Consider the following 24,079-nt stretch of genomic DNA (forward strand, 5'->3'; position numbering starts at 1 on the left):
CGGGAATGGCTGCAATACTGGCAATATTAGGGCAATTGGCTAGTGTGCCAAATCCCCCCGCCCATCGTGATATTCAAGGATTGAACAGCACATGAAACAAGCGGTTGTGGTCATCCACGGCATCGGCGAACAGCGCCCGATGGACACCCTGCGCGGCTTTGTCGAGGCAATGATCCCCACGGACACGCCTGACGGCAAACCCTTCTACTGGAGCAAACCGGATCGGCTGTCGCGCAATTTCGACCTGCGCGTCCTGAAGTCGTCAGGCCGTACCTCCACGGACTTCTACGAGTACTATTGGGCCCACAAGATGCAGGGCACCAAGGTCGGCCATCTGCTGGCCTGGCTGTGGGATATTTTCAAGCGCCCGCGCCGCGATATTCCCGATGCCATCGTGCCGATCTGGCGCAGCACACGCTGGACGGTGATAGGGATCGTGCTGCTGATCGCCAGCGGCACCCTGGCCACCGCCTGGGGCCAGTTCGATCACAACGACAACCCTTTCGCACTGATTCCCCTGCTGCTCGCGGCCATCGGCCTGGGGTTGCGCTATTCGGCGCTGTCTTACCTGGGCGATGCGGCCCGCTACCTCAGCCCCAACCCGCAGAACGTGATGGTGCGCGAACAGATCCGTGCCGACGGCGTAGCCCTGCTGCGTGCCCTGCACAACAAGGGCGACTACGACCGCATCATCGTCGTCGGCCACAGTTTGGGCAGCGTGATTGCCTACGAGATCGTCGGCTACCTCTGGCATGAACATCATGACCAACTGACCCAGGTGATCCCCAGTAACCTGGCGCTGGCCGCCCGTTATGCCAACCACGAAGCACTGCAACCGGTGGTCAAGGATACGCTGCCTGAATCCGGCGCCGCCCTCGACGGCAGCCTGGGCCGCACGTTGAAGTTTCGTGAGCAGCAGGCCGAGGCATTTATCGAACAGCGTGGCCTGGGCAACCCCTGGCGCATCAGCGACCTGGTCACCGTCGGCAGCCCGATGGCCCATGCCAGCCTGTTGCTGGGCCGCAGCGTCAGCGATTTCAAGCAACGTATGGAGCGCCGCGAAGCCCCGGCCTGCCCGCCCACCGAAGACAACCAAGGCTACGGTTACAACGCCCGCCAACCGGTAATGCTCGGGCAAAAACACTTCACCCCGCACTACCTGCACCATGCGGCGGCGTTTGCGGTGACACGCTGGACCAACCTGTACTTCCCTGCCCCCTTCGGCCTGTTTGGCGACATCGTCGGTGGCCCGGTCAAACCGGTGATGGGCAACGGCGTGCTGGACCTGCCGGTGAGCGTGGGCACGTGGAAAGGCTGGCTCGCCAAGTCCTGGCTCAGCCATACCCACTACTGGAGTGAACGCGGCGGCGCCCAGGGTTACCTCGGCGCACTTGGCAAGGACGAACAGGCGATCACTCAAGGCCCACGCCCTTCGGCCACCGAAGCCCTGCGCTGGGCCATTGATCTGAAGGGGTTGCGGCGTTTTCGTAGCATCGGAGCCGAGCAGAGCCTGGCGCAAGCGTGAGCGGTGTACCTACCCGATAGAACTTACACCCCCATGAGCTGTAGCTTTTTCAAAATAGCTATACAGATACATGCATCTTGGAAAGCCGTACCAACCGAAGAAAAGAGGGTGGTTTGGCTTTGATATTCACTGTGTTCTGCCTGAAGCATTTCAGAAATCGAAATCGAATGGTGGTGATAACTTCCCGCTTCTCTGATAGCCACCTCTCGATCCTCGACGAGCAGTATCGAGCGAGGCACAAGCTCAAGCGGAAACTCACGAGACATCAACGTGTGCTTACCTGTGGCGTTCACGTGAACGCAATCCACGACACCTGCTTTTAAGGCAGGAATACACAACCCACTTCTAGCCAGCCTATCCCTATAAAATCCTTTTTATTGACAGTAGAATCATCATCACCGTACCCAAGGCACTTAGACCGAGGGCCAGCAAAGCCACAATGTGCATTCCAAAAGGAATGGCCAGTGACGCCAAGGTTCCGAACAATAGTGCGACCCCGAGTAGAACGACTGAACGGCCAACAATACGGATAATATAGGCAGCCAGCACAATTGGAGCCACGGCACCGCCCAAATACATCAGCAAGGCATTGTACCCTTCTGCCTCACTCATACTTAACGCTTCAACAATATCAGGCATTGCTGGTAGATATAGCGTCACCCCCAACTGCGCCATCATGGTCGTACTGCTGGCTAACGTCAGTATCCTTGCATATGGCTGTACTTCAGGCTCTCCAGATATATTTGACCTACCGTTTGACCGCGCGGGGCGAAAACGCTGGATCGACTTGCTGGCGGTATTTGGCGCCGCGCCGATGTTCTTTTATCTGTTGCACCCGTATGTGCTGAAAGTGCTGTATGTCGCCTGTGTTACCTGGCTTGGGCTCAACCACAGCAATTACTTTAGCCGTAAAATGCATCTGAATGAAATTGGACCGGCGGCAGGTGACACAGGGTTGTAAATTCACGAAACGCGTCCTGAATCATGAGCGGGGATCCACAAGCATAGACATCGAAATTTTTGAGGCATCCGATCCTGTTTTTTGCGCAATGCTGAACGTACCCAGTTGCTCCTGGCCAATGATCATCAACCGTTGCTCTGGATAAAACAGGGGTGAAATAAAACCTTTCATAGCGACTCTGCAGATCCCGAATCATCTCCATAAAATACAAATCCTGCGCACACGTGGCCCCCCAGTAGAGGTGAATTGCCTGATCGCATCTGATCCGTCCACTCGTGAGCATCGCCTGAATGGGCGCCATCCCCGTTCCTGTGGCTATGAAAAGCAGATGGCGATTTGAGCTTTCGTCCAGAACGAAGTCGCCATAGGGTCCTTTGATCCAGAGCACGTCGTTGAGCTCGATCACCTCCTTCAAGCGTTCGGAAAACACGCCGTCTGGGCGATAGCGCACATGTAATTCAATAAACCCATCGCGCTGCGGTACGTTGGCAATAGAGAAGGATCGACAGACCTTGTCTCCCATCTCAACCTCGACATACTGACCCGGCATTGGCTCCATACGGCTATACCGTGAGAGCTTTAACCTCACCACAAATACAGAGCCTCGCCGTTCCTTGAAAATGACCACCACCCCTTCCTTGGGATGTTGGGGCGCTGCAGCGCCATAAGTCGAGCCGGTTGAACAAATAATATCGCTTCTGGCGACCGCGCAGCAGGGTAGGAAATAATGCTCGTTAACTTCACGTTCGGTTAAACATACCGTGGCGCCCGCACGATACTCTATATCGCCAGCGATTAACTTTAACTTGCAAACTCGACACACCCCGGCAACACATCCTTTTTGCAGACCGACATGATGCTGTTGGGCCGCCTCCAGTATCGTTTGGTCTTCACGGGCGGCGAAATTTACACTATGAGATTCGAGGAATATGTTATGTCCCATACTTTTACTCTATGCTGGATCCGTGATATTCACGCGCCACAATTCCCCTAAGAAGATCGCTGCCATAAAGCAGCGATCTTCCACCCACCACACGGCCCCCATCTGTTGCTTTGCGGTATTCAATGAGGGTGGAACGAACTGACCTTCAATTGCTTGGCGTAGTCTGTTCCTGCCATGACGAAATCCTCAGGCGCGTACCCACCGCCCGACTCTTCAATAATGAAATTCCCTTGATATCCCTGCTCGTACATAAATTGAAGCACTTGATCAAAATCAAAGTTTCCAGCGCCGAGAGGCAGGTGAATATGTTGGCCATTCATCACATCGTTAAAATGCGCGTTTCTCACATCAGGAAGAATCTTCTTAAGTTTCTCCCAGTAATCGACAGGCGGAAGATCATGGTAAAACGCATGAAAATGTACTAAGTCCAGGGTCAGGAAAATATTACCGTGTCGACAGAGCTGATCGTGTTGCTCATCGAGCAGAACGATGTATTTTTCCCGATCCGGGCCCGTATTCTCCAAGAGAAGGTCAATTCGATGCCGGGCTGCGATAACCGAAAGTGACTCCAGCGATTTGGATAACTGGTCAAACTCAAAAGAACTGAGCCCGTGTTCATCGAGCTCCACGTAGCCTGGATGTAGAGTGATAAACTTTGCGCCAATTTCGGCCGCTCGCATGATGTAGTGGCCCAGGTAGTCCACCGCGCTAAGACGGGTGACCTCATCGCCATTGGCAATATCCGTATCGATACCGATGTAGGGCGCGTGGGTGGAATACTGGACCCCGGTCGCACTCCGAATGGCGATCAACCGGTCACGCTGTTGCCTCCACTGCTGTTCATCCGAATCAATTAATAGCCGAAGTTCTTTTTCAAATTCGATTTCAACAACGGGAAATCGCTCGGCCAAGTGCTCAACCAGCTCGGCAATATTGGCCGGGTTGTCGAAAATATTAGTCGAAAAACCGATGCATTGGGACAGGCTCATGGACGTACTCCTTGATAGGGACTTAACAATCGGTATTGCGGTTTTTTAGTTTTTGACTGGACAAACGATTAATGTGAAAGCCTCGTTGCAGCCCCAGACTTTCTGGATTGATGAATTCATAGGTCTCGGGGTGCTTGAGTATTGCGCTCTGATGAATGCCTGCGCAGGTCAAAAAGGCATGGGCACCGATGATCGGCTTATTCGGATTGGGTTCTTTGCCCACGGCTTGGTAAAAAAAGCGACACAGGTCAACGGTGTCTTTGAGCGTAGGAATGGCATTCATCTGCCCCTTGTAACCTCGACAGTGCGCCAATACCGCCACTACTTCCTCAAAAGCCGCATTACCACAACGTTCACCGACCCCGCCAAGCGTTACTTGCACCTCATGCACACCCGCATCAATGGCACAAATCGTATTCGCCACCGCCAGGCCCAAATCGTTGTGAAAATGGGTCGAAAAACGGACCTCTGGATAGGCGCGGATAAAAGTCGAGAACAATGTATAGACGCTGGAAGGCGTCATCGCCCCGACCGTATCTGCCAAACAGATATCGCGGATGCCGTGCTCGATCAGTCGTTGGATTTGCTCATGTAATAAGGCTTCACTGCCACGCGTCGCATCCTCCAAAATCGCATAGATATTGCCGCGGTATTGGGTTTCCCTGATAGCAGCTATGGCGTTGTCCAATAGATGGCCAGCCTCTGAGACACTCATACCCATTTTTTTGTGCAGATGTATTTCCGAACCAATGCACAGCAGATTCAGGGTCGAGCGTGGAAATTGGCTCAATGCCTTGACGGTCAAACCAATGTCCGTTTTATGCAGACGGCACAGCGCAGCAATGTTTTGATTCCCCGCGATATCAACCGCCTGCTCAAAAAGCTCTCGGCTTTCCTGAGCGGCCGTGACCATACCCAGTTCGATCACCGCCACATTTAGGAGTAAAAGCTTCTGCAGGATGGCCAGCTTTTGTTGTGTCCCCAACAAATAACCTATGCCTTGTTCACCATCTCTCATGGTGGTGTCGAAAAAACGAACTGTTTTCATGAAATTATCACCCTTGCACAGATATAGACGCCCATCGATACAAACAAGCTAATCAGAATCGAACCCAATCTTTTGCAGGTGAAATACGCGATCAAGACAGTCAACACAGCAAGGGCAAACTGAGCGTGCATTCCCTGCACAAGTTGAACGAGGCTTGCGTTACCCAATGCCACATTAAAAATAATGCTGCCCATAATGAAACACACCGCATACTCAATGGACTTTGCCACTAAACCGGTAGAGGCAAGCTGCATGCTTTGCGCCACCAATGGAAGTACCTTAAGCACATAACTCACCCACGCAATACACAACAGCACTGTCATGCCACACCTCGTTTTCCGATATTTAAGGATATGAACGCAAGCGCAATACCGCCTATAACCGGCAGGGTAACGGTGAACCAAAGGCTGTCCACGCCATTGAGCAAAGGCGCGCAGAAACCGCCTATCAAGGTCGCAATAACCGTCATTCCGTTGGCTGAATTTTTAGCGACAAGCGCCGTGAAATGAATAGGCAAAATCATGGTGATATAGCTATCCCAAGAAGAGTAATTGACGTAATCGGCCAGCCAATACCCACCCGCGGTGGCAATTACCGCCATGCTATAACTGGGAACGCACACCCCCAGATAATAATTAAACTGCGAGGTTCCATCCTTCAGTGACGAGGACTTCAAATGCGCGTGAGTGACGGCAAACGTACTGGCACTGAACATCAGCATGGCCAAAAACACTTGCGTTCGAGGTACACCATAAAAATACTGGGTCATTATCAGGGACATGAAGAGAAACCTGAAATTGACCAACAAGGTCAACATCACCCCTGCTAATAAATGGCTATTGGCGATCGCGTCGACGTTGGACACTTGCAACGGTGCCGCGAAGATGAGTGCCGACCCAAGAAGGGTATGGAGGAACCCGACACCCTTTTCGTGATAAAGCGCCCCCAGCGATGAGAACACAAATAGAAAGGAAACCACGACAGGCAAAGCGTCCACCATGCCCTGGCGGGTGTGCTTATTGCATCTAAACCTCAGGTAATCGGATGCCAATCGGGACACATACATCATCACCTCCTCATCTCCGCGTAGAAATATCGGACATCAAAGTTGTTATTAAAAAGAAGTTTGATCTTTTTACCGCATGAGCAACCGCCCGCTCGGGGAACAAGGTTTCTATGGCCCTGAAGTGGCGCGCCATGGCAGTAACAAGCTAGGTCAATTTATGCCTGCGACATACTAAAATTTTATTTAGTATCGTATAAAACAACTATTGCCCACTGACACAGCTTCGTTCCGACTGACCACTAATATTCTTGGAAAAGTGAGCCACCGACCCGGCAAAAGTACGCCCAACGGAACAAATCAGTCAGTAGCACTTACGACAACATAGCCAATTTAAAAAGTGCGCAAACACATTTAAAAATCAAATAACCATATTATAAAGCGCTGTATTCCTGGCGCGCCGATGACGAGCAACTAAATATTAATTTCTTTTCATCTCGCCTCACCAAACTGCCCCACTCTTTTGTGATTGGCGCAATCGCGGAGCGTTTGACCAGATGCTCAAGCGGCTCCCCATCAAGCTCAACGAGCAAGGGTTGATTGATCTGGAGACGTGGATGATTGACTCCACTGCGGTACGAGCAACCTGAGTGTGTGCGGGTGAACACCATCCTGGATCAAAAGATTAAGTCAGGGCGCTTGCAATCGCGCCCTCCTGCGTCCTACCCCGCAAACCCGCCCTCATCCAAAAAAACCTGTTCCGGTGCTGTCGTAGCCCTGCCCAACGCTGCATTGCGATGAGGAAACCGTCCAAAGCGCTGGATAATATCGGCGTGTTCCTTGGCCCAGTGGTAGGTGTTGGCATCCAACTGCTGGTTAAGCACCAACGAGCGTTGCTGGTCCTGCGGCTCTTCCGAGTGTTCAAACGGCAAGTAACAGAACGCACGCAACTGGGGCTCGATCTGTTGATCCAGCCCGGCGTCCACCATCTGGCGCGCATACAGGCGCGCCAGCGGGTCGGTGGCGAACATATGCGCGGTACCGCGAAAGGCGTTGCGCGGGTATTGGTCCAGCAGGATCAATAACGCCAGCGCGCCGTCGGCCGAGGCCAGCCACTCTTCCAGTTCGCGCCGCGACGCTTGCATATGGGTGGCATAGAAGGTGTCGCGAAAGGCTGTATCGAAGCCATCATCCTTGGCGAACCAACGCTTGGGCCCCGCTTGTTTCCAGAATGCGATCACGGCCTCGGCCGATTGTGTAGTCATGCTGATCATCATGCGCCTCGATTAGTGTTATAGGATAACGTCAATTATTTGCCCGCTTGCGATTCCCTACCTATGACTGACGCAACTACGTTACGCCAACGCCTGCAGTCCATCGACGCCCTGCGCGGGCTGGTGATTCTATTCATGCTACTGGACCATGTGCGCGAAACCTTCCTGCTGCATCGCCAGGTCAGCGACCCGATGAGTATCGACAGTACGGAGCCTGCGCTGTTTGTCAGCCGCACCCTCGCCCACCTGTGTGCACCGGTGTTTGTGCTGCTCACTGGCTTATCGGCTTGGTTGTATGGCCAGACGTATCAGGGCCGGCGCGACGTGTCGGCGTTTTTGTTCAAGCGCGGGCTGTTTTTGGTGGTGCTGGAGTTCACCCTCGTCAACTTCGCCTGGACCTTCCAGTTGCCGCCCACGGTGATCTATATGCAGGTGATCTGGGCCATCGGCGTGAGCATGATCGCCCTGGCCGCGTTGGTGTGGTTGCCCCGGGCGCTGCTGATCGGTTTGGCGGTGGTGATCATTGCCGGGCATAACCTGCTCGATGCCGTGCACTTCGGTCCGGGATCGACGTTGCAGGTAGCGTGGTTGATCCTGCATGAACGCAGTTGGATCGAGGTGTCTGAAAACCTGCGCCTGCGCGTGACCTACCCCGTGTTGCCATGGATCGGCGTGATTGCCCTGGGCTACGGCCTCGGCCCCTGGTTTGCCAAGGTCACACTGCCGGCCACGCGTCAGCGCTATTTGTTGACCGCGGGTATCGGCGCGCTGGTGGGTTTTGTGCTGTTGCGAGCGGTCAATGGTTACGGCGATCAGCCTTGGCAGGCGTATGACAGCGACGTACAGACACTGATGAGCTTTTTCAATATCACCAAGTACCCACCCTCATTGTTGTTCCTGGCGCTGACGCTGGGCACGGGGCTGTTGCTGTTGCGGGCGCTTGAACGCGCGGGGCGAAAACGCTGGATCGACTTGCTGGCGGTATTTGGCGCCGCGCCGATGTTCTTTTATCTGTTGCACCTGTATGTGCTGAAAGTGTTGTACATCGCGTGCGTGGCGTTGTTTGGCCTCAACCACGGCAGCTACTTCGGTTTCGACAGTGTGGGCGCGGTGTGGCTGGCCGCCTTGTTGCTGCCGCTGGCGTTGTACCCGCCAGTGCGTTGGTTTGCCGGGCTAAAAGCACGGCGGCGCGACATCGCCTGGCTCAAATACCTCTGACCGATCACGACTCCACATGTGGGAGGGCGCTTGCCCCCAATGGCCATAGATATCTACGCAACTTTTGAAGGCAGCCATATTCCCCTGTGGCGAGCGGGCTTGTCCCGCGTTGGGCTGCGCAGCAGCCCCAAAACGGTCTGCGCGGAGTATCGGGTACACCGCATTCGTCCTTCTTTGGGGGCGCTACGCGCCCCAACGCGGGACAAGCCCGCTCCCACATATTCAGACCGTGTCAGGCCAATTCAGATCGCAGTTGACGCGCAGCACTGACCATATGAACCAACGCCGCTTCCGTCTCCGGCCAACCCCGTGTCTTCAACCCGCAATCCGGGTTGACCCACAGGCGCTCCGACGGAATCCGCTTGGCCGCCTTGCGCAGCAAGTTAGCCATTTCCGACACTTCCGGCACCCGGGGCGAGTGGATGTCATAGACGCCCGGGCCGATATCATTCGGGTAAGCGAAGGCTTCAAAGGCGTCGAGCAACTCCATGTCCGAACGCGAGGTTTCAATGGTAATCACGTCGGCATCCATCGCCGCGATGGACTCGATCACATCGTTGAACTCGCTGTAGCACATGTGGGTGTGGATCTGGGTTTCGTCACGTACGCCGCAGGCACACAGACGGAACACCTCGGTCGCCCAGTCGAGGTAGTGTTGCCACTGCGCCTGGCGCAACGGCAAACCTTCACGAAACGCGGCCTCATCGATCTGCACGATCTTGATGCCGGCGGCTTCCAGGTCCATCACTTCGTCACGAATCGCCAGGGCCAATTGCCGAGCCTGCACTTCGCGGCTCACGTCTTCGCGTGGGAACGACCACATCAGCATAGTCACCGGGCCGGTCAGCATGCCCTTCATCACCTTACTGGTCAGGCCCTGGGCATAGCGGATCCACTCTACGGTCATGGCGTGCGGACGGCTCAGGTCACCGAAAATCACCGCAGGTTTCACACAGCGTGAACCGTAGCTCTGCACCCAGCCGAAGCGCGTGAACACGTAGCCCTCCAGTTGTTCGGCGAAGTACTCGACCATATCGTTACGCTCGGCTTCACCGTGCACCAGCACGTCCAGGCCGAGGTTTTCCTGCACCTCCACGGCGTGCTTGATTTCGCTGTGCATGGCTTCGACGTATTCGGCTTCGCTCAGTTTGCCGGCCTTGTAAGACTGGCGCGCCAGGCGGATCGAAGCGGTTTGCGGGAATGAGCCGATAGTGGTGGTCGGAAACAGTGGCAGGTTCAGGCCCGCGCGTTGTTTCTCAATGCGCTGGGCGAACCGCGACTGGCGTTGGCTGTGCTTGGCAGTGACCGCCGCCACTCGGGCCTGCACGGCGGGCTTGTGAATACGTGGCGACGCCGCGCGAGCCGCTTGCACAGCACGGCTTTGAGCCAGGGCCGCGACGACGTCGGGCGCCTCGGGCGCGTTGACGGCCTGAGCCAGCACCGCAACTTCCGCACACTTCTGTACGGCAAAGGCCAGCCAGCTTTTCAGCTCGGCATCCAGCTTGTCTTCACGGCCCAGGTCTACCGGGCTGTGCAACAGTGAGCAGGACGGCGCTACCCACAGGCGATCACCCAATTTCTCATGAGCGTGCTGCAAGGTGGCCAGGGCTTTCTCCAGGTCGCAGCGCCATACGTTGCGACCGTTGACCACACCCAGGGACAGCACCTTATAAGCCGGCAAACGGTCGAGGATGGTCGGGTATTGGTCCGGCGCACGCACCAGGTCGATGTGCAGGCCATCGACCGGCAAGTTGGCCGCCAACCCCAGGTTTTCTTCCAGGCCACCGAAGTAAGTGGCGACCAGCTTTTTCAGCGGGTCACGCTGGATCAGGTTGTAGGCCCGCTCAAAGGCGTTCTTCCAGTCTTGCGGCAAGTCGAGGACCAGAATCGGCTCGTCGATCTGCACCCACTCCACGCCCAGGTCAGCCAGGCGCTGGAAGATCTGCCCGTACAGCGGCAGCAGGCGCTCAAGCAGGTCGAGCTTGTCGAAGTCACCGCCCTTGGCTTTGCCCAGCCACAGGTAAGTCAACGGACCGATCACCACAGGCTTGACGTTGTGGCCCAGGTCGCGGGCTTCCTGGACCTCTTCGAACAACTCGTCCCAGCCCAGGTGGAACTGCTGGTCGACGTTGAATTCGGGGACCAGGTAGTGGTAGTTGGTATCAAACCACTTGGTCATCTCCTGGGCATGGGCACCGCAGCAGCAACTGTCGCTGACACCACGGGCCATGCCGAACAGGGTTTGCAGGGTGGCTTTGCCATCGGCTGGGCGGAAACGCTCAGGGATCACGCCGAACATCAGCGAGTGCGTCAGCACCTGGTCGTACCAGGCGAAATCACCGGCCGGCAGCAATTCGATGCCGGCTTGCTTTTGCAGTGCCCAGTGAGCTTTGCGCAAGTCACGGCCAACGGCGCGCAGGCCCGCCTCGTCAAGCTCGCCTTTCCAATACGCTTCCTGCGCTTTTTTCAGTTCACGATCGCGTCCAATGCGCGGAAATCCGAGGGAATGAGCGACTGCCATGACTTACAACTCCAATAGGTGCGTTTATGGGACCTATTGTCGACAGACCTTCATCGTGAAACAAACTCATTTTATTATAGATCATCACAAGATTTTCTCATGTTTGTACCCAGTGCAGATAGAAGGCGTGAAACATGAAATATGCACACACGGCCAGCGCCAGGCCCATACAGCGGTTGAACCACGTAAAGGCCGACGCCCCGTTGATCCGACGCCCCAGCAACGCCCCAAGCGCCGCGTAAATCCACGGCGCACCAAACGCGCCGATGGCCAGCAACACCGAAACGCCAAAGATGGACGCCCCAGTAATATGCGCCGCCGGCAGCATCACACTGGTGATCGGCAACACCGCCATGATGCCCTTGGGGTTAAGCAACTGGATCACCAGGCCATTCCAGAACGTGAGGGTTTTGACCGGTGTGGTTGAAGACGCTTCATCCACCACTGTGCGGGCCGTGAATACTTGGTAAGCGAGGTACAACGTGTACACGCCGCCTACCAGCGAAATGTACGGTAACGCCGCCTGGGAAATGATCGCTTCACCGGTGTAGCCAAACAGCGCAAACAACAGCAGCATCGCGCAGCCCACGCCGATGAAGAACCCGGTGCAATGACGGAACTTCCCGGTGAGCCCGGCATTAAGGCCCATGAAATTCACCGGGCCGGGGCTGTACATGACACTGAACGCGTAGAGGAAGATGTCCATGGGGAACCTGCAGTAGAAGAAGTAAGGGGAGTCTACTGAGGCGGTTTGCAGGGATTCTTGTACGTTTGTGGTTCAGCCCCGACCCGTGCAATACCCATACGTTCATTTTCACCTCTCGTCGCCAAAACGGCGCGCCCTCCCCCCGGTGGCTCATCCTACTGATGGCCTGTCATATTCACAGGCCAGATTAAACGCGGCGCGCAAATTCCGCCTACGAACCTTCCGATCTGTTCCAAGTGCGGGCACAATGCGTGTCCTTTTTTGGCAGGCACCGCCGCAGGCTCTCAAAAATGATCAAAACGCCGTACTACCTCATCGATAAACAGAAGCTTCTGGTCAACATGCAGAAAATTGCTTACGTGCGCGAACAGTCCGGCGCCAAGGCTTTGCTGGCGCTCAAGTGCTTTGCTACCTGGTCGGTGTTCGACCTGATGCAGCAATATATGGACGGCACCACCTCCTCGTCGCTGTATGAGTTGAAGCTGGGCCGCCAGAAGTTCGAAGGCGAGGCGCACGCCTACAGCGTGGCCTGGGCCGACGATGAAATCGAAGAGATGCTGGAGAACTGCGACAAGATCATCTTCAACTCGATCAGCCAGCTGCAGCGCTTTGCCGAACGTTCCGAAGGCAAGACCCGCGGCCTGCGCGTGAACCCACAGGTGAGCAGTTCCGACTACCTGCTGGCCGACCCGGCGCGTCCGTTCAGCCGCCTGGGCGAATGGGACCCGGTAAAGATCGAAGGCGTGATCGAGCAGATCTCCGGCTTCATGTTCCACAACAACTGCGAGAACGGCGATTTCAGCCTGTTCGACAAGATGCTGGGCACCATCGAGGAACGCTTCGGTGAGCTGCTGCACAAGGTCAAGTGGGTCAGCCTCGGCGGCGGCATCCACTTTACCGGCGAAGGCTATGCGCTGGATGCGTTCTGCGCGCGGCTCAAAGCGTTCTCCGAGAAGTACGGCGTGCAGGTCTACCTGGAACCGGGCGAAGCAGCGATCACCAACAGCGCTTCCCTGGAAGTCACCGTGCTCGATACCCTCTACAACGGCAAAAACCTCGCCGTAGTAGACAGCTCCATCGAAGCCCACTTGCTGGACCTGCTGATCTACCGCCTCAACGCCAAGCTGGCGCCGAGCGAGGGTGAACACACCGTCATGGTGTGCGGCAAATCCTGCCTGGCTGGAGACATCTTCGGCGAGTATCAATTTGATCGTCCGCTGGCCATCGGCGATCGGCTGTCGTTCATCGACACCGCAGGCTACACCATGGTCAAGAAAAACTGGTTCAACGGCCTGAAAATGCCGTCCATCGTAGTGAAACAACTCGACGGTACAGTCGAGGTGGTTCGTGAATTTGGTTACGACGACTACCTGTCCAGCCTTTCGTAAGCTGGCGGATATAGGAGAAATAAAGCAATTGAAAAAGAACGTTCTTATCATTGGTGCAGGAGGTGTCGCCAAGGTGGTGGCCCACAAGTGCGCGCAGCACAACGACGAACTCGGTCGTATTGCTATCGCGTCGCGCAACATCTCCAAATGCCAGGCCATCATCGACAGCGTCAAGGCCAAGGGTAGCCTCAAAGTACCCGCCGATATCCAAGCCTTCGCGCTGAACGCCCTGGACGTGGAAGCGACCAAGGCCCTGATCCGCGAGACCCAATCGCAGATCGTCATCAACGTAGGTTCCGCGTTCCTCAACATGTCGGTACTGCGTGCCTGCATCGACACGGGCGTTGCCTACCTCGACACCGCCATCCACGAAGAGCCGGGCAAGGTCTGCGAGACCCCGCCGTGGTACGGCAACTACGAATGGAACCACCTGGAAGAGTGCAAGCAGAAGAACATCACCGCCATCCTTGGCGTGGGCTTCGACCCGGGTGTCGTCAACGCGTATGCCGCGCTGGCGCAGCAACAGCATTTCGACCGCATTGACTCGATCGACATCCTTGACGTCAATGCCGGCTCCCATGGCAAATACTTCGCCACCAATTTCGACCCGGAAATCAACTTCCGCGAATTCACCGGGCAGGTGTGGAGCTGGCAGAACAGCCAGTGGACCAGCAACACCATGTTCGAAGTCAAACGCACCGACGACCTGCCAGTAGTCGGTTCGCAGAACCTGTACCTGACCGGCCACGATGAAGTGCACTCGCTGTCGAAAAACCTCGACGTGCCCAACGTGCGCTTCTGGATGAGCTTCGGCGAACACTACATCAACGTGTTCACCGTACTGAAAAACCTCGGCCTGCTCTCCGAAAAACCCGTCACCACCGCCGAGGGCCTGGAAGTGGTGCCGCTCAAACTGGTCAAGGCCGTACTGCCCGACCCGTCTTCGCTTGCCCCGGGCTACACCGGCAAGACCTGCATCGGCGACCTGGTCAAAGGCACCAAGGGCGGCCAGCCACGTGAGATGTTCATCTACAACGTGGCGTGCCATGAAGAAGCCTTTGCCGAGACTGACAGCCAGGGCATCTCTTACACTGCTGGCGTGCCTCCAGTGGCGGCGGCCCTGTTGGTTGCCCGTGGCGAGTGGGATGTAAAACACATGGCCAACGTCGAGGAACTGCCGGCTGAGCCGTTCCTCAAAGCGCTGGATGTGATGGGGCTGCCAACTCGGATCAAAGACGAGAATGGTGATCGCGCCTGGGATGCGACGGCCTGATTGGCGGTTGCTGATCGAACAGAAGAATGCGCCCCAAGGGGCTAATGCCAGTCAGTTAAGCGCTAGAACGAGCAACCGAGTGATAGTGTTCCTTCTTAACTGACTGGCATTACCCCAAGGGGCGCATTTTTTTGTTTGGGTAAACACACATCTCAAAAGCGCAGCCGGGCCTATCTACCGTGACTTGGGCGCCCCTATCTTTAGCACCTGAATCACCCAGCCCTTTCGTCATCAGCCGGCGTGGGAACGATCATGAAAAAACGCCAATAAAATCAGAATAATCCCCCACCCCTTTCGTCATTTCGTCATCAGCATGCGTGCACACTACCCGTCCTCATTTTTTCGACAACCTAGACTCAAGGACGGGACCATGCTGGACATCATCACCCATACCCCCCACTGGGTATTCGCCCTGCTCATCGTGCTTTGCCTCTTCGGCGCCCTGCAAACCCGTACCCGTCGTGTGCGCCCCGCCATCACCCTGTTGCTGCCGGTCGGCATGCTGATCCTGTCGATGGCCGGCGTATTGCAGTACACCAGCCATTGGCGCGCAGGGTTGGCTTATTGGATGCTGGGCTTGGCGATCAGCGCAACGACCCTCTCGCGGCTCATGAGCCCTCATTTCGTGAGCCTCGACACCCACGATAATCGGCTGACCGTACAGGGTAGTTGGCTCCCGTTACTGGTCATCCTGGGGATCTTCGTCACGCGCTATGCGCTGGGCGTTGCCCATGCGATGCACGTGCCGGCCCTTGGAGTGTGGGCGGTGCAAATGGCCGTGTCGGGCACCCTGGGGGTTTGGAGCGGCTATTTTGCGTGGCGCGGCTGGGTGTGCGGGCAAGCGATGCGTTCGACTCGCCGTTCTTCGGGGCTGGTATAGCGCAGACGTATCCCACAAAGGTTTCAGGTTGGCGCTCGGAACTTCGCTGACGAACCTTTGCGCCGTCGCTGCCAGCTCAGCGGCCGGATTTGACCGTCCGACTTCAAAGAGCAACTGCGCCAACACCGATCTTAGGCGTTTTTTTACGTCTGATGTCTCGTGTCGCGGCAGCCGTGCGCGGGATACCCTCGGGTATGCCGGTTTTTGCTTCTTTGGCCGGTCGGTCAACCCGCGTATAGCTGCCACCCTATTTCGTTTGACCGCGAATCGTGGCAGCTCCATTTTTTGGTGGACAAGGCGCTGAACGAGAGCCACCCGGCTGCTTGAGATCGGTAAGATCGTTCCCCCACAGCGTGGGAACGGTCATCATCCCTGGCGATTAAAACACCGACCACCCAATCCGCTCACTCAACAACTCCAACGCTTTCATCCCCGCCAGGGAGTTCCCCGCTGCGTTCAATTCCGGCGACCACACGCACACCGTGAACTGCCCTGGCACCACGGCGACAATCCCCCCGCCGACCCCGCTTTTACCTGGCAACCCAACCCGATAGGCGAAATTACCCGCCTCGTCATACAGCCCGCTGGTGGCCATGATCGAGTTCACTTGCTTGGTCTGGCGCGCGGTCAGGATCTGCTCGCCGCTGTGGGCGCTGACGCCTTCGTTGGCCAGGAAGCTGAAGGCCCTGGCCAAGTCCAGGCAACTCATCTGCAACGCGCAGTAGTTGAAGTAGCTGTGCAGCACCGCGTCCACATCATTGTGGAAATTACCGAATGACTTCATCAGGTAGGCCATGGCCGCGTTGCGCGCGCCGTGTTGGGCTTCTGATTCGGCGACAACGCTATTGACCAGGATTTGCGGGTTGCCCGACAAGCGCCGCACAAAGTCGCGCATCGACAGGATCGGCACGGCAAAGCGCGATTGGTTGATGTCGCAAATCACCAAGGCACCGGCGTTGATAAAGGGATTGCGCGGACGGCCGCGTTCAAATTCCAGTTGCACCATGGAGTTGAACGGTTGCCCCGACGGCTCGTGCCCCAGGCGCTCCCAGATGGTTTCGCCGCCATGATCGATGGCCTGCACCAGGCTGAACACCTTGGAAATACTCTGCACCGAGAACAGGGTGTCGGCGTCACCGGCGCAGTAGGCCGAACCGTCGTTGCCGTACACCGCAATACCGAGTTGGTTGGCGGGTACGTCGGCCAGCGCGGGGATGTAGTCGGCGACTTTACCGAGGCCGATCAGTGGACGTACTTCGTCGAGAATCGACGAAAGCATCGCCTGCATGTCTTGTCCTGTCATCTGTCTTCGAATGGGTGATAAACGGGGCGACGAGGATACCTGAAATGCCCGGAATCCTCGCCACAATCCGCGCGTGCGCAGTCAAAAATACGCCACATCCGAGACCTGCTCATCCTGGGCCAAAGCGTGCAGACCGTAGCCCTGGACCTGGGCGATGCAAACGCCAGCGGCTTTATCACCCTGTTCCGCAAGGCGGTGGGGCAACCGCCGGCACGTTATCTGGCGGTTCGCATGGCCGTGGCGGGTCATCAATCGCAGCGCGGTATCGCAATGCGCGAGGCGGCCGAATAAATGCAAGTTCCTGATAAAGTTACACCCTATCATTTTATATTTTAATAATTAGGTTAGAACCAATCGGCATTTTACAGGCGCGGCTGCTGGCCCTACTTTCACGCTACGGACCGACCCCTTGCCCGGTGGAGGCTGGTTTATCAACCTCGACAAGGACCTGACCATGAGCATTGAATTCATCGGCTATATTGGCGGCCACCACGCCTCCGAGATCCATCCGCGCAGCGGCCCAACCCTGCAGCCAGATTATGTGGAGACCGTGGCCCGCGCCCACGAAGAGGCCGGCTTCGACCGCGCCCTGGTAGCCTTCCACTCCAACAGCCCGGACAGCACGCTGATCGCTGCCCATGCGGCCAGTGTCACCACCACGCTGCAATTTCTTATCGCCCATCGCCCGGGCTTCACCCAGCCCACACTGGCTGCGCGCCAGTTCGCTACGCTGGATGTATTCAACGGCGGGCGCACCGCCGTGCACATCATCACCGGGGGCGATGACCGCGAACTGCGCGCCGACGGCAGCCATATCGGCAAGGACGAACGCTACGCGCGCACCGACGAGTACCTCAGCGTGGTGCGCCAGGAATGGACCCGCGAACAGCCCTTCGATTTCACCGGCACGTATTACCAGGTGGAAGGTGCGCACTCCACGGTGAAGTCACCGCAACAACCGCATATTCCGCTGTACTTCGGCGGCTCGTCAGCCGCAGCGATTGCGGTGGCGGGCAAGCACGCGGATGTGTATGCACTGTGGGGCGAAACCTATGAGCAGGTGCGCGAAGTCGTGACCCAAGTGCGCGCGCAAGCAGCCAGGCACGGGCGTACGATTCGCTTCAGTTTGTCGTTGCGGCCGATCCTCGCCGAGACCGAGGCGCTGGCCTGGCAGCGTGCCGAGCACATTTTGCAGCAAGCCACGGCACTGGCCGAGAAGAACGGCTTTGTGCGCCGTGAACCACCCAATGAAGGCTCGCGACGCTTGCTGGCGGCGGCGGCGCAGGGGTCGCGATTGGACAAACGTTTGTGGACCGCGATTGCCGGGTTGCTGGGGGCGCAAGGTAACTCCACCGCGCTGGTAGGGACGGCTGAGCAGGTCGCTGAAGCGCTGCTGGACTACTACGACCTGGGGATTACCACGTTCCTGATTCGTGGCTTCGACCCGCTCAATGATGCGATTGATTACGGCAAGCGCTTGATCCCGCTCACCCGCCAACTCATCGCTGAGCGCGAACAGGCCCAACACGTCGCCTAAGCACACAGCAGGTCTCGAACGGTGGGAGGGGGCTTGCCCCAATGCCAGTCAGTCAAGAAAACACTATCACTGTGACAAGCCCGCTCGCCACAGGTTACCGATTGCTCGTTCTAGCGCTTAACTGACTGACATGGGGGCTTGCCCCCTCCCACCGTTGATTACCGAGCCCTCAGGATCAGTTTTTGTAGTCGGTGTCGGTACGCTCCAGCTGGCGTACCAGTGCATTCCAATGCCGTGCCACACCCGGCCCTTCCCCACTGCTGAACACCTTGGCCTGCTCTTCCACCTTGGCCACCACCTCTGCGGGAGGAAAGATCAACTCGGCATTCCCCGCCGCCTGGGCGGCAATCTGGATATTGCACGCCCGCTCCAACCCTTGCAGTTGCTGGAAGGCATGCTCGACGCTGACACCGGCCGTCAACAACCCGTGGTTGCGCAGGATCATCACACTCTTGTCGCCCAGGTCCGCCACCAGCCGCTCGCGTTCGTCCAGGTCCAGGGCCACGCCCTCGTAACCGTGGTAGGCCACACGCCCGGAGAACGCAATCGAATGCTGGGAGATCGGCAGCAGGCCGCCCTGCTGCGCCGACACCGCAATGCCGTCGCGGGTATGGGTATGCAACACCGCTTGCAGGTCGTGGCGTGCGCCGTGGATGGCGCTATGGATCACGTAGCCGGCGTAGTTGATCCCCAGGCCAGTGGGGTCATCGACGAGGGTGCCATCAAGGTCGACCTTGACCAAGTTGGAGGCGCTGATTTCATCGAACAGCAACCCGAAGGCGTTGATCAGGAAATGCTCCTCGGGGCCCGGTACCCGGGCGGAGAAATGGGTGTAGATATGGTCGGTCCACTTGTACAGGGCCGCCAGTCGATAGGCGGCGGCCAGCTTGACCCGCACCTCCCACTCTTGCGGGGTGACCCGCTGGCGAACATTGCTGGAGACACTGGAAATCGGAGTGACGCTGCTCATGGCGGATCTTCCTGGATGGCCTTAAGGACTTCCAGGCAAGACTAGGGGATGGTCAAAAATAATAAAAAGCACATTTTAATCTAAGCTAATTATTATTGTTTTTCATAAAGGTCGTGCTCACGACACTGGATAAATGCGGAAGGACGCAAGCCCCCGCCTACAAGGTTAAGCAGCACTACGAATCTTATGCAAAGACTCCGCTACCCACTGGCCGAACGCATCCACCGGGCCTTGCAGGTTGCCAAGAAAATGCGGGTAGATCAGCCACAAATCCATCACCGGCTTGAAGTCCTTGAGCGGCATCACCGCCAAGTGTTCACGATGCGCACTGCGCTCCAGCAATGGGCGCGGCACCAGGCCAAGGCCCAAGCCATCGGCCACCAACCCCAATTGCAGCTCCGTGCCGAAGGTCTCCAGGTTCACCCGCAGCGCCAAGCCCTGGTCAGACAAGGTGCGCTGCAAGCCGGCGCGAAAGCCGCAACCATCCGGGTTGAGAATCCAGCCGTTCTGGTACACATCGGCCAGCTTGCACGGCTTCTTTGGTAACTGCGCCTTGGCGCACACCACCACCAGCTCCATCTTGCCGATGGACTCACCGACGATGTTGTCAGGGAAAATCTTGCCGGCCGGAAACAAGGCCACCGCCGCATCCAGCTCGCCGCGTTCGATCTTGCCGACCAATTGGCTGCCCCAACCAGTAGCGACCTGGGCACGCAGGTCCTGGTAGTGCGTACGCAAGTGCTTGAGCGCGTCCAGCAACACCACATCACCGATGGTCTGCGGTACGCCCAGGCGCAGCACGCCGGTCGGCGGTGCATCCGTGGCTACCAACTCGCGCAGGGCATCCATCTCGCGCAGGATCAGCCGGCATTGTTCATAGACGCGGGTGCCGATCAGCGTAGGCTTGAGGGGCTTGGTGTTGCGGTCGAACAGCTCCACCCCCAGCGCCTGCTCGAAGTTCTGCACGCGGCGAGTGATGGCCGGCTGGGTCAGTTGCAACGACTCGGCGGCATGGCTGATGGACTGGCAACGAATCACTTCGACAAAGGCATCGATATCGTCAATTTTCATTTGGGCTGCACATAGAGAAGCGTCATTAAGATGTGTGCCAAGCATAGTTGTCGGAACCCGGTCTGGATAGCCCAGGCTGCGATCGATAACGTCTAACGCTATTCAGACAGGTTCTATATTACTTTCAGCTATAGGTTAATCATTAAAAAATAGAATATTAACTGCAAACATTATGCTTATATGGTCGCATCCCCCTGACGATGGAATGGTCATGACCCAGGCCCGACACCCCGAGCGACTAAGAGCCTTCATAGGTGCCCTGGCGGAATTGATCGATGGCAACCCTCGCGAAGGCGACCTGCTGCACCGTGGCGGTAAGCTACTGGCGCAACTGGTCAGCCATGATGATTGGCTGCCCGACGAATACGCCCAACCCGACCCCGAGCGCTACCAGCAATTTTTGCTGCATGCCGATTCGCGTCAGCGTTTCAGCATCGTCAGCTTCGTGTGGGGGCCAGGGCAAAGCACGCCGATTCATGACCATCGGGTGTGGGGCTTGATCGGCATGTTGCGCGGTTCGGAGTTTTCCCAAGGCTTTGAGCGCGCGCCCGATGGCAGGCTGGTAGCCGAAGGCACGCCCATCCAACTGCTCCCGGGCCAGGTCGAAGTGGTGTCGCCCAAGGTCGGTGACATCCATCAGGTCAACAATGCCCACAGCGACCAGGTGTCGATCAGCATTCATGTGTACGGCGCCAATATCGGTGCGGTACGCCGCGCGGTGTATCAACCCGACGGCAGCGAGAAGCTGTTTATTTCCGGTTATTCCAACGCCTACCTCCCGAACATCTGGGATGTGTCCAAAGAAAAGAGCCCTGCCCTATGACCACCGTATCGAACCGCAGCTTTGCCCAGATTCGCCAGGCCCTGCTGGACCGTGAAGAAGTCGCGCTGATCGACGTGCGTGAAGAAGGGCCGTTTGCCGAATCCCACCCGTTGTTTGCCGCGAACATCCCGCTGTCCAAGCTGGAGCTGGAGGTGTATTCGCGCATTCCACGCCGCGATACCCAGGTCACCGTGTACGACAACGGTGAAGGGCTGGCCAAGCGTGCCGCCGAGCGCCTGGTTGCGCTGGGCTACACCCAGGTCAGCCTGCTGGACGGTGGGCTGCGCGGTTGGCACCAGGCGGGTGGCGAGCTGTTTATTGATGTGAACGTACCGAGCAAGGCGTTTGGCGAGCTGGTGGAGAGCGAGCGCCACACCCCGTCCCTGGCCGCTGAAGACGTGCAAGCCCTGCTCGACAACCAGGCCGATGTGGTGGTGCTCGACGCCCGTCGCTTCGACGAATACCAGACCATGAGCATCCCCACCAGTATCAGCGTGCCCGGTGCCGAGCTGGTGCTGCGCGCCCGTGAACTCGCGCCCGACCCGGCTACCCGCATCATCGTCAACTGTGCCGGGCGCACCCGCAGCATTATCGGCACCCAGTCGTTGATCAATGCCGGCGTGGCTAACCCCGTGGCGGCCCTGCGCAACGGCACTATCGGTTGGACCTTGGCCGGGCAGACACTCGCCCATAGCCAAGCACGGCGATTTGCGCCCACGCCGGAGGAGCATCGCCAGGTTGCCGCCGAAGCTGCACGCCGGGTGGCGGACACGGCCCGCGTCGGCCGCGCAACGCTCAGCGACCTGCACCGCTGGCAACAGGCACCGACGCGCACCACTTACCTGTTCGACGTGCGCACCCCGGAAGAATTCGAGGCCGGCCACCTGCCCGGCGCACGCTCCACACCGGGCGGGCAACTGGTGCAGGAAACCGACCACGTCGCCAGCGTGCGCGGCGCGCGGCTGGTACTGGCCGATGACGACGGCGTACGTGCCAACATGTCGGCCTCCTGGCTGGCCCAACTGGGTTGGGAGGTGCATGTGCTGGATGACCTGCAACCGGCACACTTCAGCGAGCGGGGCGCGTGGGTTGCACCGGCCCCCGCCCCGCCCCAGGCCGAACTGATCAGCCCGCATACCCTTGCGCAATGGCTGGACCATGGCGATACCGTGGTGCTGGACTTCACTGCCAGCGCCAACTACGTGAAACGCCATATCCCCGGAGCCTGGTGGGCCCTGCGCGCGCAGTTGCCCCAAGCCTTGGCCAAGGTGCCGAACGCACAGCGCTACGTATTGACCTGCGGCAGCAGCCAATTGGCGCGCCTGGCGGTGGCCGAAGTCGAAGCCCTGACCGGCAAGCAGGTGTTCCTGCTGCAAGACGGCACGGCCAGCTGGATCAACGCGCAGTTGCCACTGCAAGCAGGTGAAACCCACCTGGCCTCACCGCGTATCGACCGCTACCGCCGCCCCTACGAAGGCACCGACAACCCTCGGGAAGCCATGCAGGCTTACCTGGATTGGGAGTTCGGCCTGGTCGAGCAACTGGCCCGCGACGGCACCCACGGTTTCTACGTGATCTGATCCACAGCCACACGTTTTCTGGAAATCCGCCCCCTTCTCCAGGCGGAGGTATCCCCATTACCCAACGCCTGGAGTTCACCCCCATGCTGCACACCCACTTGTTTAAACGCCTGCTCCTGGGCACCGCCTTGGCGCTTGGCCTGGCCACCAGCGCCCACGCGGCCGACCTGCAACCGCTGCGGGTCGCCAATCAAAAGTCCACGATCAAGGCGCTGCTGGAAGCCGCCGGCGAAACCCGGAATGTGCCCTACCAGATCCAGTGGTCGGAGTTCCCCTCCGCCTCGCCCCTGGGCGAAGCCTTGAATGCCGGCGCCGTGGATATCGGTGCACTGGGTGATGCCCCTTATGTGTTCGCCCTCGGCGCCGGTGCGTCGCTCAAGGTGGTCAGCATCATCCATGCCGAAGGGCGCAACACCACCGCGCTGCTGGTGCCCAAGGATTCGTCGATCAAGACCGTAGCCGACCTCAAGGGCAAGAAAATCGTCACCGGGCGCGGTTCCATCGGCCATTACCTGGCGATCAAGGCCCTGGCCAGCGCCGGGCTGACCACCCAGGATGTGCAGTTCATTTTCCTGCTGCCCAGCGAGTCGCGCCTGGTGTTGGATAACGGCACCGTCGACGCCTGGGCAACCTGGGACCCCTACACCACCGTGGTCACGTCCCAAAGCCAGGCCCGCGTGCTGATCAGCGGCAATCAACTGCTGAGCAATCACCTGTACTTCGCGGCCACCGGCCAGGCAATCGCCGACAAACGCCCGCAGCTGGACGACTTTGTCGCACGTGTGGATCGCGCCTATGCCTGGGCCAACGTGCATCCCAATGAATACGCCGCCGCCCAGGCCAAGATCACCGGTTTGCCATTGGCGGTGCATGTGGAAGTCGCCAAGGAAACCCACCTGTCCCCCGTCAACATTGACGACAGCGTGATCAGTGGCCTGCAAGCCACCGCCGACACCTATCAGCACGAGGGTCTGCTGCCCAAGCACATCGACGTATCCCAGGGGTTCGACAAGAGCTTTAACGCCCAGCGTTTTCCAACGTCCCAAGCATCGCGCTAAGCAAGGAG

23 protein-coding genes and 1 pseudogene are annotated in these 24,079 nt (G+C 57.9%); 11 read left to right on the forward strand and 13 right to left on the reverse strand.

The genetic code is table 11. The features are described from left to right. Positions 1-91 precede the first annotated feature (91 nt). Positions 92-1,525 carry a lipase family protein gene (locus M5B43_RS22645; RefSeq protein WP_248752168.1) on the forward strand — a complete coding sequence of 478 codons (1,434 nt, stop codon included), beginning with the start codon at positions 92-94 and terminating at the stop codon, positions 1,523-1,525. A gap of 23 nt (positions 1,526-1,548) precedes the next feature. On the opposite strand, the gene M5B43_RS22650 is transcribed toward M5B43_RS22645, so the two are convergent. The 7 genes from M5B43_RS22650 to M5B43_RS22680 all read right to left on the reverse strand — a co-directional run bounded on the left by M5B43_RS22650 (position 1,549) and on the right by M5B43_RS22680 (position 6,532). After that, complete coding sequence (locus tag M5B43_RS22650) at positions 1,549-1,818, reverse strand: hypothetical protein (RefSeq protein WP_248752169.1); 270 nt, start codon at positions 1,816-1,818, stop codon at positions 1,549-1,551. 67 nt (positions 1,819-1,885) lie between these two features. Then, positions 1,886-2,203, reverse strand: coding sequence for a hypothetical protein (locus M5B43_RS22655; protein ID WP_248752170.1), 318 nt, complete (start codon positions 2,201-2,203; stop codon positions 1,886-1,888). 224 nt (positions 2,204-2,427) lie between these two features. Further along, positions 2,428-3,429, reverse strand: coding sequence for an FAD-binding oxidoreductase (locus M5B43_RS22660; RefSeq protein ID WP_248752171.1), 1,002 nt, complete (start codon positions 3,427-3,429; stop codon positions 2,428-2,430). 119 nt (positions 3,430-3,548) lie between these two features. Continuing rightward, positions 3,549-4,418 (reverse strand): sugar phosphate isomerase/epimerase family protein, encoded by an 870-nt coding sequence (locus tag M5B43_RS22665; protein ID WP_248752172.1) that lies wholly within the window; start codon positions 4,416-4,418, stop codon positions 3,549-3,551. A gap of 22 nt (positions 4,419-4,440) precedes the next feature. Further along, positions 4,441-5,466 (reverse strand): LeuA family protein, encoded by a 1,026-nt coding sequence (locus tag M5B43_RS22670; RefSeq protein ID WP_248752173.1) that lies wholly within the window; start codon positions 5,464-5,466, stop codon positions 4,441-4,443. Further along, a complete protein-coding gene (locus M5B43_RS22675) occupies positions 5,463-5,789 on the reverse strand; it encodes a hypothetical protein (RefSeq protein ID WP_248752174.1) in 327 nt (108 codons plus the stop codon). Before M5B43_RS22675 ends, M5B43_RS22670 begins: the two co-directional genes overlap by 4 nt. Then, positions 5,786-6,532: an AzlC family ABC transporter permease gene (locus tag M5B43_RS22680; RefSeq protein WP_248752175.1), complete on the reverse strand. Its 747-nt coding sequence runs from the start codon at positions 6,530-6,532 to the stop codon at positions 5,786-5,788. The genes M5B43_RS22675 and M5B43_RS22680 overlap by 4 nt, the downstream gene beginning before the upstream one ends. A gap of 458 nt (positions 6,533-6,990) precedes the next feature. Between M5B43_RS22680 and M5B43_RS22685 the strand changes: the two are divergent. Next, positions 6,991-7,116, forward strand: a pseudogene (locus tag M5B43_RS22685) (IS5/IS1182 family transposase); the annotation flags it as partial. Positions 7,117-7,191: 75 nt separating this feature from the next. Here the strand turns inward: M5B43_RS22685 and M5B43_RS22690 are convergent. Further along, positions 7,192-7,734 (reverse strand): DUF924 family protein, encoded by a 543-nt coding sequence (locus M5B43_RS22690; protein WP_248752176.1) that lies wholly within the window; start codon positions 7,732-7,734, stop codon positions 7,192-7,194. A 72-nt stretch (positions 7,735-7,806) separates the two neighbouring features. Between M5B43_RS22690 and M5B43_RS22695 the strand changes: the two genes are divergently transcribed. Continuing rightward, positions 7,807-8,961: a DUF1624 domain-containing protein gene (locus M5B43_RS22695; RefSeq protein ID WP_248752177.1), complete on the forward strand. Its 1,155-nt coding sequence runs from the start codon at positions 7,807-7,809 to the stop codon at positions 8,959-8,961. A 232-nt stretch (positions 8,962-9,193) separates the two neighbouring features. Here M5B43_RS22695 and metE read toward each other — a convergent pair whose 3' ends face one another. Together metE and M5B43_RS22705 are read right to left on the reverse strand one after the other, a co-directional pair. After that, positions 9,194-11,482, reverse strand: coding sequence for a 5-methyltetrahydropteroyltriglutamate--homocysteine S-methyltransferase (gene metE, locus M5B43_RS22700; RefSeq protein ID WP_248752178.1), 2,289 nt, complete (start codon positions 11,480-11,482; stop codon positions 9,194-9,196). Positions 11,483-11,579: 97 nt separating this feature from the next. Next, positions 11,580-12,188 (reverse strand): LysE family translocator, encoded by a 609-nt coding sequence (locus tag M5B43_RS22705; RefSeq protein WP_248752179.1) that lies wholly within the window; start codon positions 12,186-12,188, stop codon positions 11,580-11,582. Between the two features lie 290 nt (positions 12,189-12,478). Here M5B43_RS22705 and M5B43_RS22710 point away from each other — a divergent pair, with 290 nt between their 5' ends. The 3 genes from M5B43_RS22710 (at position 12,479) to M5B43_RS22720 (ending at position 15,729) form a co-directional block, all read left to right on the forward strand. Beyond that, positions 12,479-13,576, forward strand: a complete 1,098-nt coding sequence (locus tag M5B43_RS22710) for a carboxynorspermidine decarboxylase (protein ID WP_248752180.1) — start codon at positions 12,479-12,481, stop codon at positions 13,574-13,576. 28 nt (positions 13,577-13,604) lie between these two features. Beyond that, a complete protein-coding gene (locus M5B43_RS22715; RefSeq protein WP_248752181.1) occupies positions 13,605-14,849 on the forward strand; it encodes a saccharopine dehydrogenase family protein in 1,245 nt (414 codons plus the stop codon). 370 nt (positions 14,850-15,219) lie between these two features. Then, positions 15,220-15,729 (forward strand): DUF6622 family protein, encoded by a 510-nt coding sequence (locus tag M5B43_RS22720; protein ID WP_248752182.1) that lies wholly within the window; start codon positions 15,220-15,222, stop codon positions 15,727-15,729. 379 nt (positions 15,730-16,108) lie between these two features. Here the strand turns inward: M5B43_RS22720 and glsB are convergent, their stop codons facing one another. After that, positions 16,109-17,017: a glutaminase B gene (gene glsB, locus M5B43_RS22725; protein WP_248752183.1), complete on the reverse strand. Its 909-nt coding sequence runs from the start codon at positions 17,015-17,017 to the stop codon at positions 16,109-16,111. A gap of 54 nt (positions 17,018-17,071) precedes the next feature. Between glsB and M5B43_RS22730 the strand changes: the two genes are divergently transcribed. Both M5B43_RS22730 and M5B43_RS22735 read left to right on the forward strand, forming a co-directional pair. Continuing rightward, positions 17,072-17,323, forward strand: a complete 252-nt coding sequence (locus M5B43_RS22730; RefSeq protein WP_283099584.1) for a helix-turn-helix domain-containing protein — start codon at positions 17,072-17,074, stop codon at positions 17,321-17,323. A gap of 163 nt (positions 17,324-17,486) precedes the next feature. After that, positions 17,487-18,569 carry an LLM class flavin-dependent oxidoreductase gene (locus tag M5B43_RS22735; protein WP_248752184.1) on the forward strand — a complete coding sequence of 361 codons (1,083 nt, stop codon included), beginning with the start codon at positions 17,487-17,489 and terminating at the stop codon, positions 18,567-18,569. Between the two features lie 175 nt (positions 18,570-18,744). Here M5B43_RS22735 and M5B43_RS22740 read toward each other — a convergent pair whose 3' ends face one another. Together M5B43_RS22740 and M5B43_RS22745 are read right to left on the reverse strand one after the other, a co-directional pair. Next, the gene (locus tag M5B43_RS22740; RefSeq protein ID WP_248752185.1) at positions 18,745-19,539 is read right to left on the reverse strand and encodes a class II aldolase/adducin family protein; all 795 of its coding nucleotides are present in this window, start codon (positions 19,537-19,539) and stop codon (positions 18,745-18,747) included. Positions 19,540-19,704: 165 nt separating this feature from the next. Continuing rightward, entirely contained in the window at positions 19,705-20,610 is a 906-nt protein-coding gene (locus M5B43_RS22745) for a LysR family transcriptional regulator (protein ID WP_248752186.1), read from the reverse strand. Between the two features lie 211 nt (positions 20,611-20,821). On the opposite strand from M5B43_RS22745, the gene M5B43_RS22750 reads away from it, so the two are divergent. The 3 genes from M5B43_RS22750 (at position 20,822) to M5B43_RS22760 (ending at position 24,071) form a co-directional block, all read left to right on the forward strand. Continuing rightward, positions 20,822-21,433: a cysteine dioxygenase gene (locus M5B43_RS22750; RefSeq protein WP_248752187.1), complete on the forward strand. Its 612-nt coding sequence runs from the start codon at positions 20,822-20,824 to the stop codon at positions 21,431-21,433. After that, positions 21,430-23,013, forward strand: a complete 1,584-nt coding sequence (locus M5B43_RS22755; RefSeq protein ID WP_248752188.1) for a rhodanese-related sulfurtransferase — start codon at positions 21,430-21,432, stop codon at positions 23,011-23,013. The genes M5B43_RS22750 and M5B43_RS22755 overlap by 4 nt, the downstream gene beginning before the upstream one ends. 83 nt (positions 23,014-23,096) lie before the next feature. Continuing rightward, positions 23,097-24,071, forward strand: coding sequence for an ABC transporter substrate-binding protein (locus M5B43_RS22760; protein ID WP_248752189.1), 975 nt, complete (start codon positions 23,097-23,099; stop codon positions 24,069-24,071). Positions 24,072-24,079 lie beyond the last annotated feature (8 nt).

Source organism: Pseudomonas sp. MWU15-20650, assembly GCF_023242475.1.
Taxonomy (GTDB): domain Bacteria; phylum Pseudomonadota; class Gammaproteobacteria; order Pseudomonadales; family Pseudomonadaceae; genus Aquipseudomonas.

What these genes read in the sequence shown, in the direction of transcription:
- glsB (WP_248752183.1), bottom strand. Translation starts at nt 17,017, where the DNA reads ATGCAGGCGATGCTTTCGTCGATTCTCGACGAAGTACGTCCACTGATC.
- M5B43_RS22670 (WP_248752173.1), bottom strand. Translation starts at nt 5,466, where the DNA reads ATGAAAACAGTTCGTTTTTTCGACACCACCATGAGAGATGGTGAACAA.
- M5B43_RS22720 (WP_248752182.1), top strand. Translation starts at nt 15,220, where the DNA reads ATGCTGGACATCATCACCCATACCCCCCACTGGGTATTCGCCCTGCTC.
- M5B43_RS22680 (WP_248752175.1), bottom strand. Translation starts at nt 6,532, where the DNA reads ATGTATGTGTCCCGATTGGCATCCGATTACCTGAGGTTTAGATGCAAT.
- M5B43_RS22705 (WP_248752179.1), bottom strand. Translation starts at nt 12,188, where the DNA reads ATGGACATCTTCCTCTACGCGTTCAGTGTCATGTACAGCCCCGGCCCG.
- M5B43_RS22645 (WP_248752168.1), top strand. Translation starts at nt 92, where the DNA reads ATGAAACAAGCGGTTGTGGTCATCCACGGCATCGGCGAACAGCGCCCG.
- M5B43_RS22735 (WP_248752184.1), top strand. Translation starts at nt 17,487, where the DNA reads ATGAGCATTGAATTCATCGGCTATATTGGCGGCCACCACGCCTCCGAG.
- M5B43_RS22690 (WP_248752176.1), bottom strand. Translation starts at nt 7,734, where the DNA reads ATGACTACACAATCGGCCGAGGCCGTGATCGCATTCTGGAAACAAGCG.
- M5B43_RS22740 (WP_248752185.1), bottom strand. Translation starts at nt 19,539, where the DNA reads ATGAGCAGCGTCACTCCGATTTCCAGTGTCTCCAGCAATGTTCGCCAG.
- M5B43_RS22695 (WP_248752177.1), top strand. Translation starts at nt 7,807, where the DNA reads ATGACTGACGCAACTACGTTACGCCAACGCCTGCAGTCCATCGACGCC.
- M5B43_RS22660 (WP_248752171.1), bottom strand. Translation starts at nt 3,429, where the DNA reads ATGGGACATAACATATTCCTCGAATCTCATAGTGTAAATTTCGCCGCC.
- M5B43_RS22755 (WP_248752188.1), top strand. Translation starts at nt 21,430, where the DNA reads ATGACCACCGTATCGAACCGCAGCTTTGCCCAGATTCGCCAGGCCCTG.
- M5B43_RS22750 (WP_248752187.1), top strand. Translation starts at nt 20,822, where the DNA reads ATGACCCAGGCCCGACACCCCGAGCGACTAAGAGCCTTCATAGGTGCC.
- M5B43_RS22655 (WP_248752170.1), bottom strand. Translation starts at nt 2,203, where the DNA reads ATGATGGCGCAGTTGGGGGTGACGCTATATCTACCAGCAATGCCTGAT.
- M5B43_RS22675 (WP_248752174.1), bottom strand. Translation starts at nt 5,789, where the DNA reads ATGACAGTGCTGTTGTGTATTGCGTGGGTGAGTTATGTGCTTAAGGTA.
- M5B43_RS22710 (WP_248752180.1), top strand. Translation starts at nt 12,479, where the DNA reads ATGATCAAAACGCCGTACTACCTCATCGATAAACAGAAGCTTCTGGTC.
- M5B43_RS22665 (WP_248752172.1), bottom strand. Translation starts at nt 4,418, where the DNA reads ATGAGCCTGTCCCAATGCATCGGTTTTTCGACTAATATTTTCGACAAC.
- M5B43_RS22745 (WP_248752186.1), bottom strand. Translation starts at nt 20,610, where the DNA reads ATGAAAATTGACGATATCGATGCCTTTGTCGAAGTGATTCGTTGCCAG.
- M5B43_RS22760 (WP_248752189.1), top strand. Translation starts at nt 23,097, where the DNA reads ATGCTGCACACCCACTTGTTTAAACGCCTGCTCCTGGGCACCGCCTTG.
- metE (WP_248752178.1), bottom strand. Translation starts at nt 11,482, where the DNA reads ATGGCAGTCGCTCATTCCCTCGGATTTCCGCGCATTGGACGCGATCGT.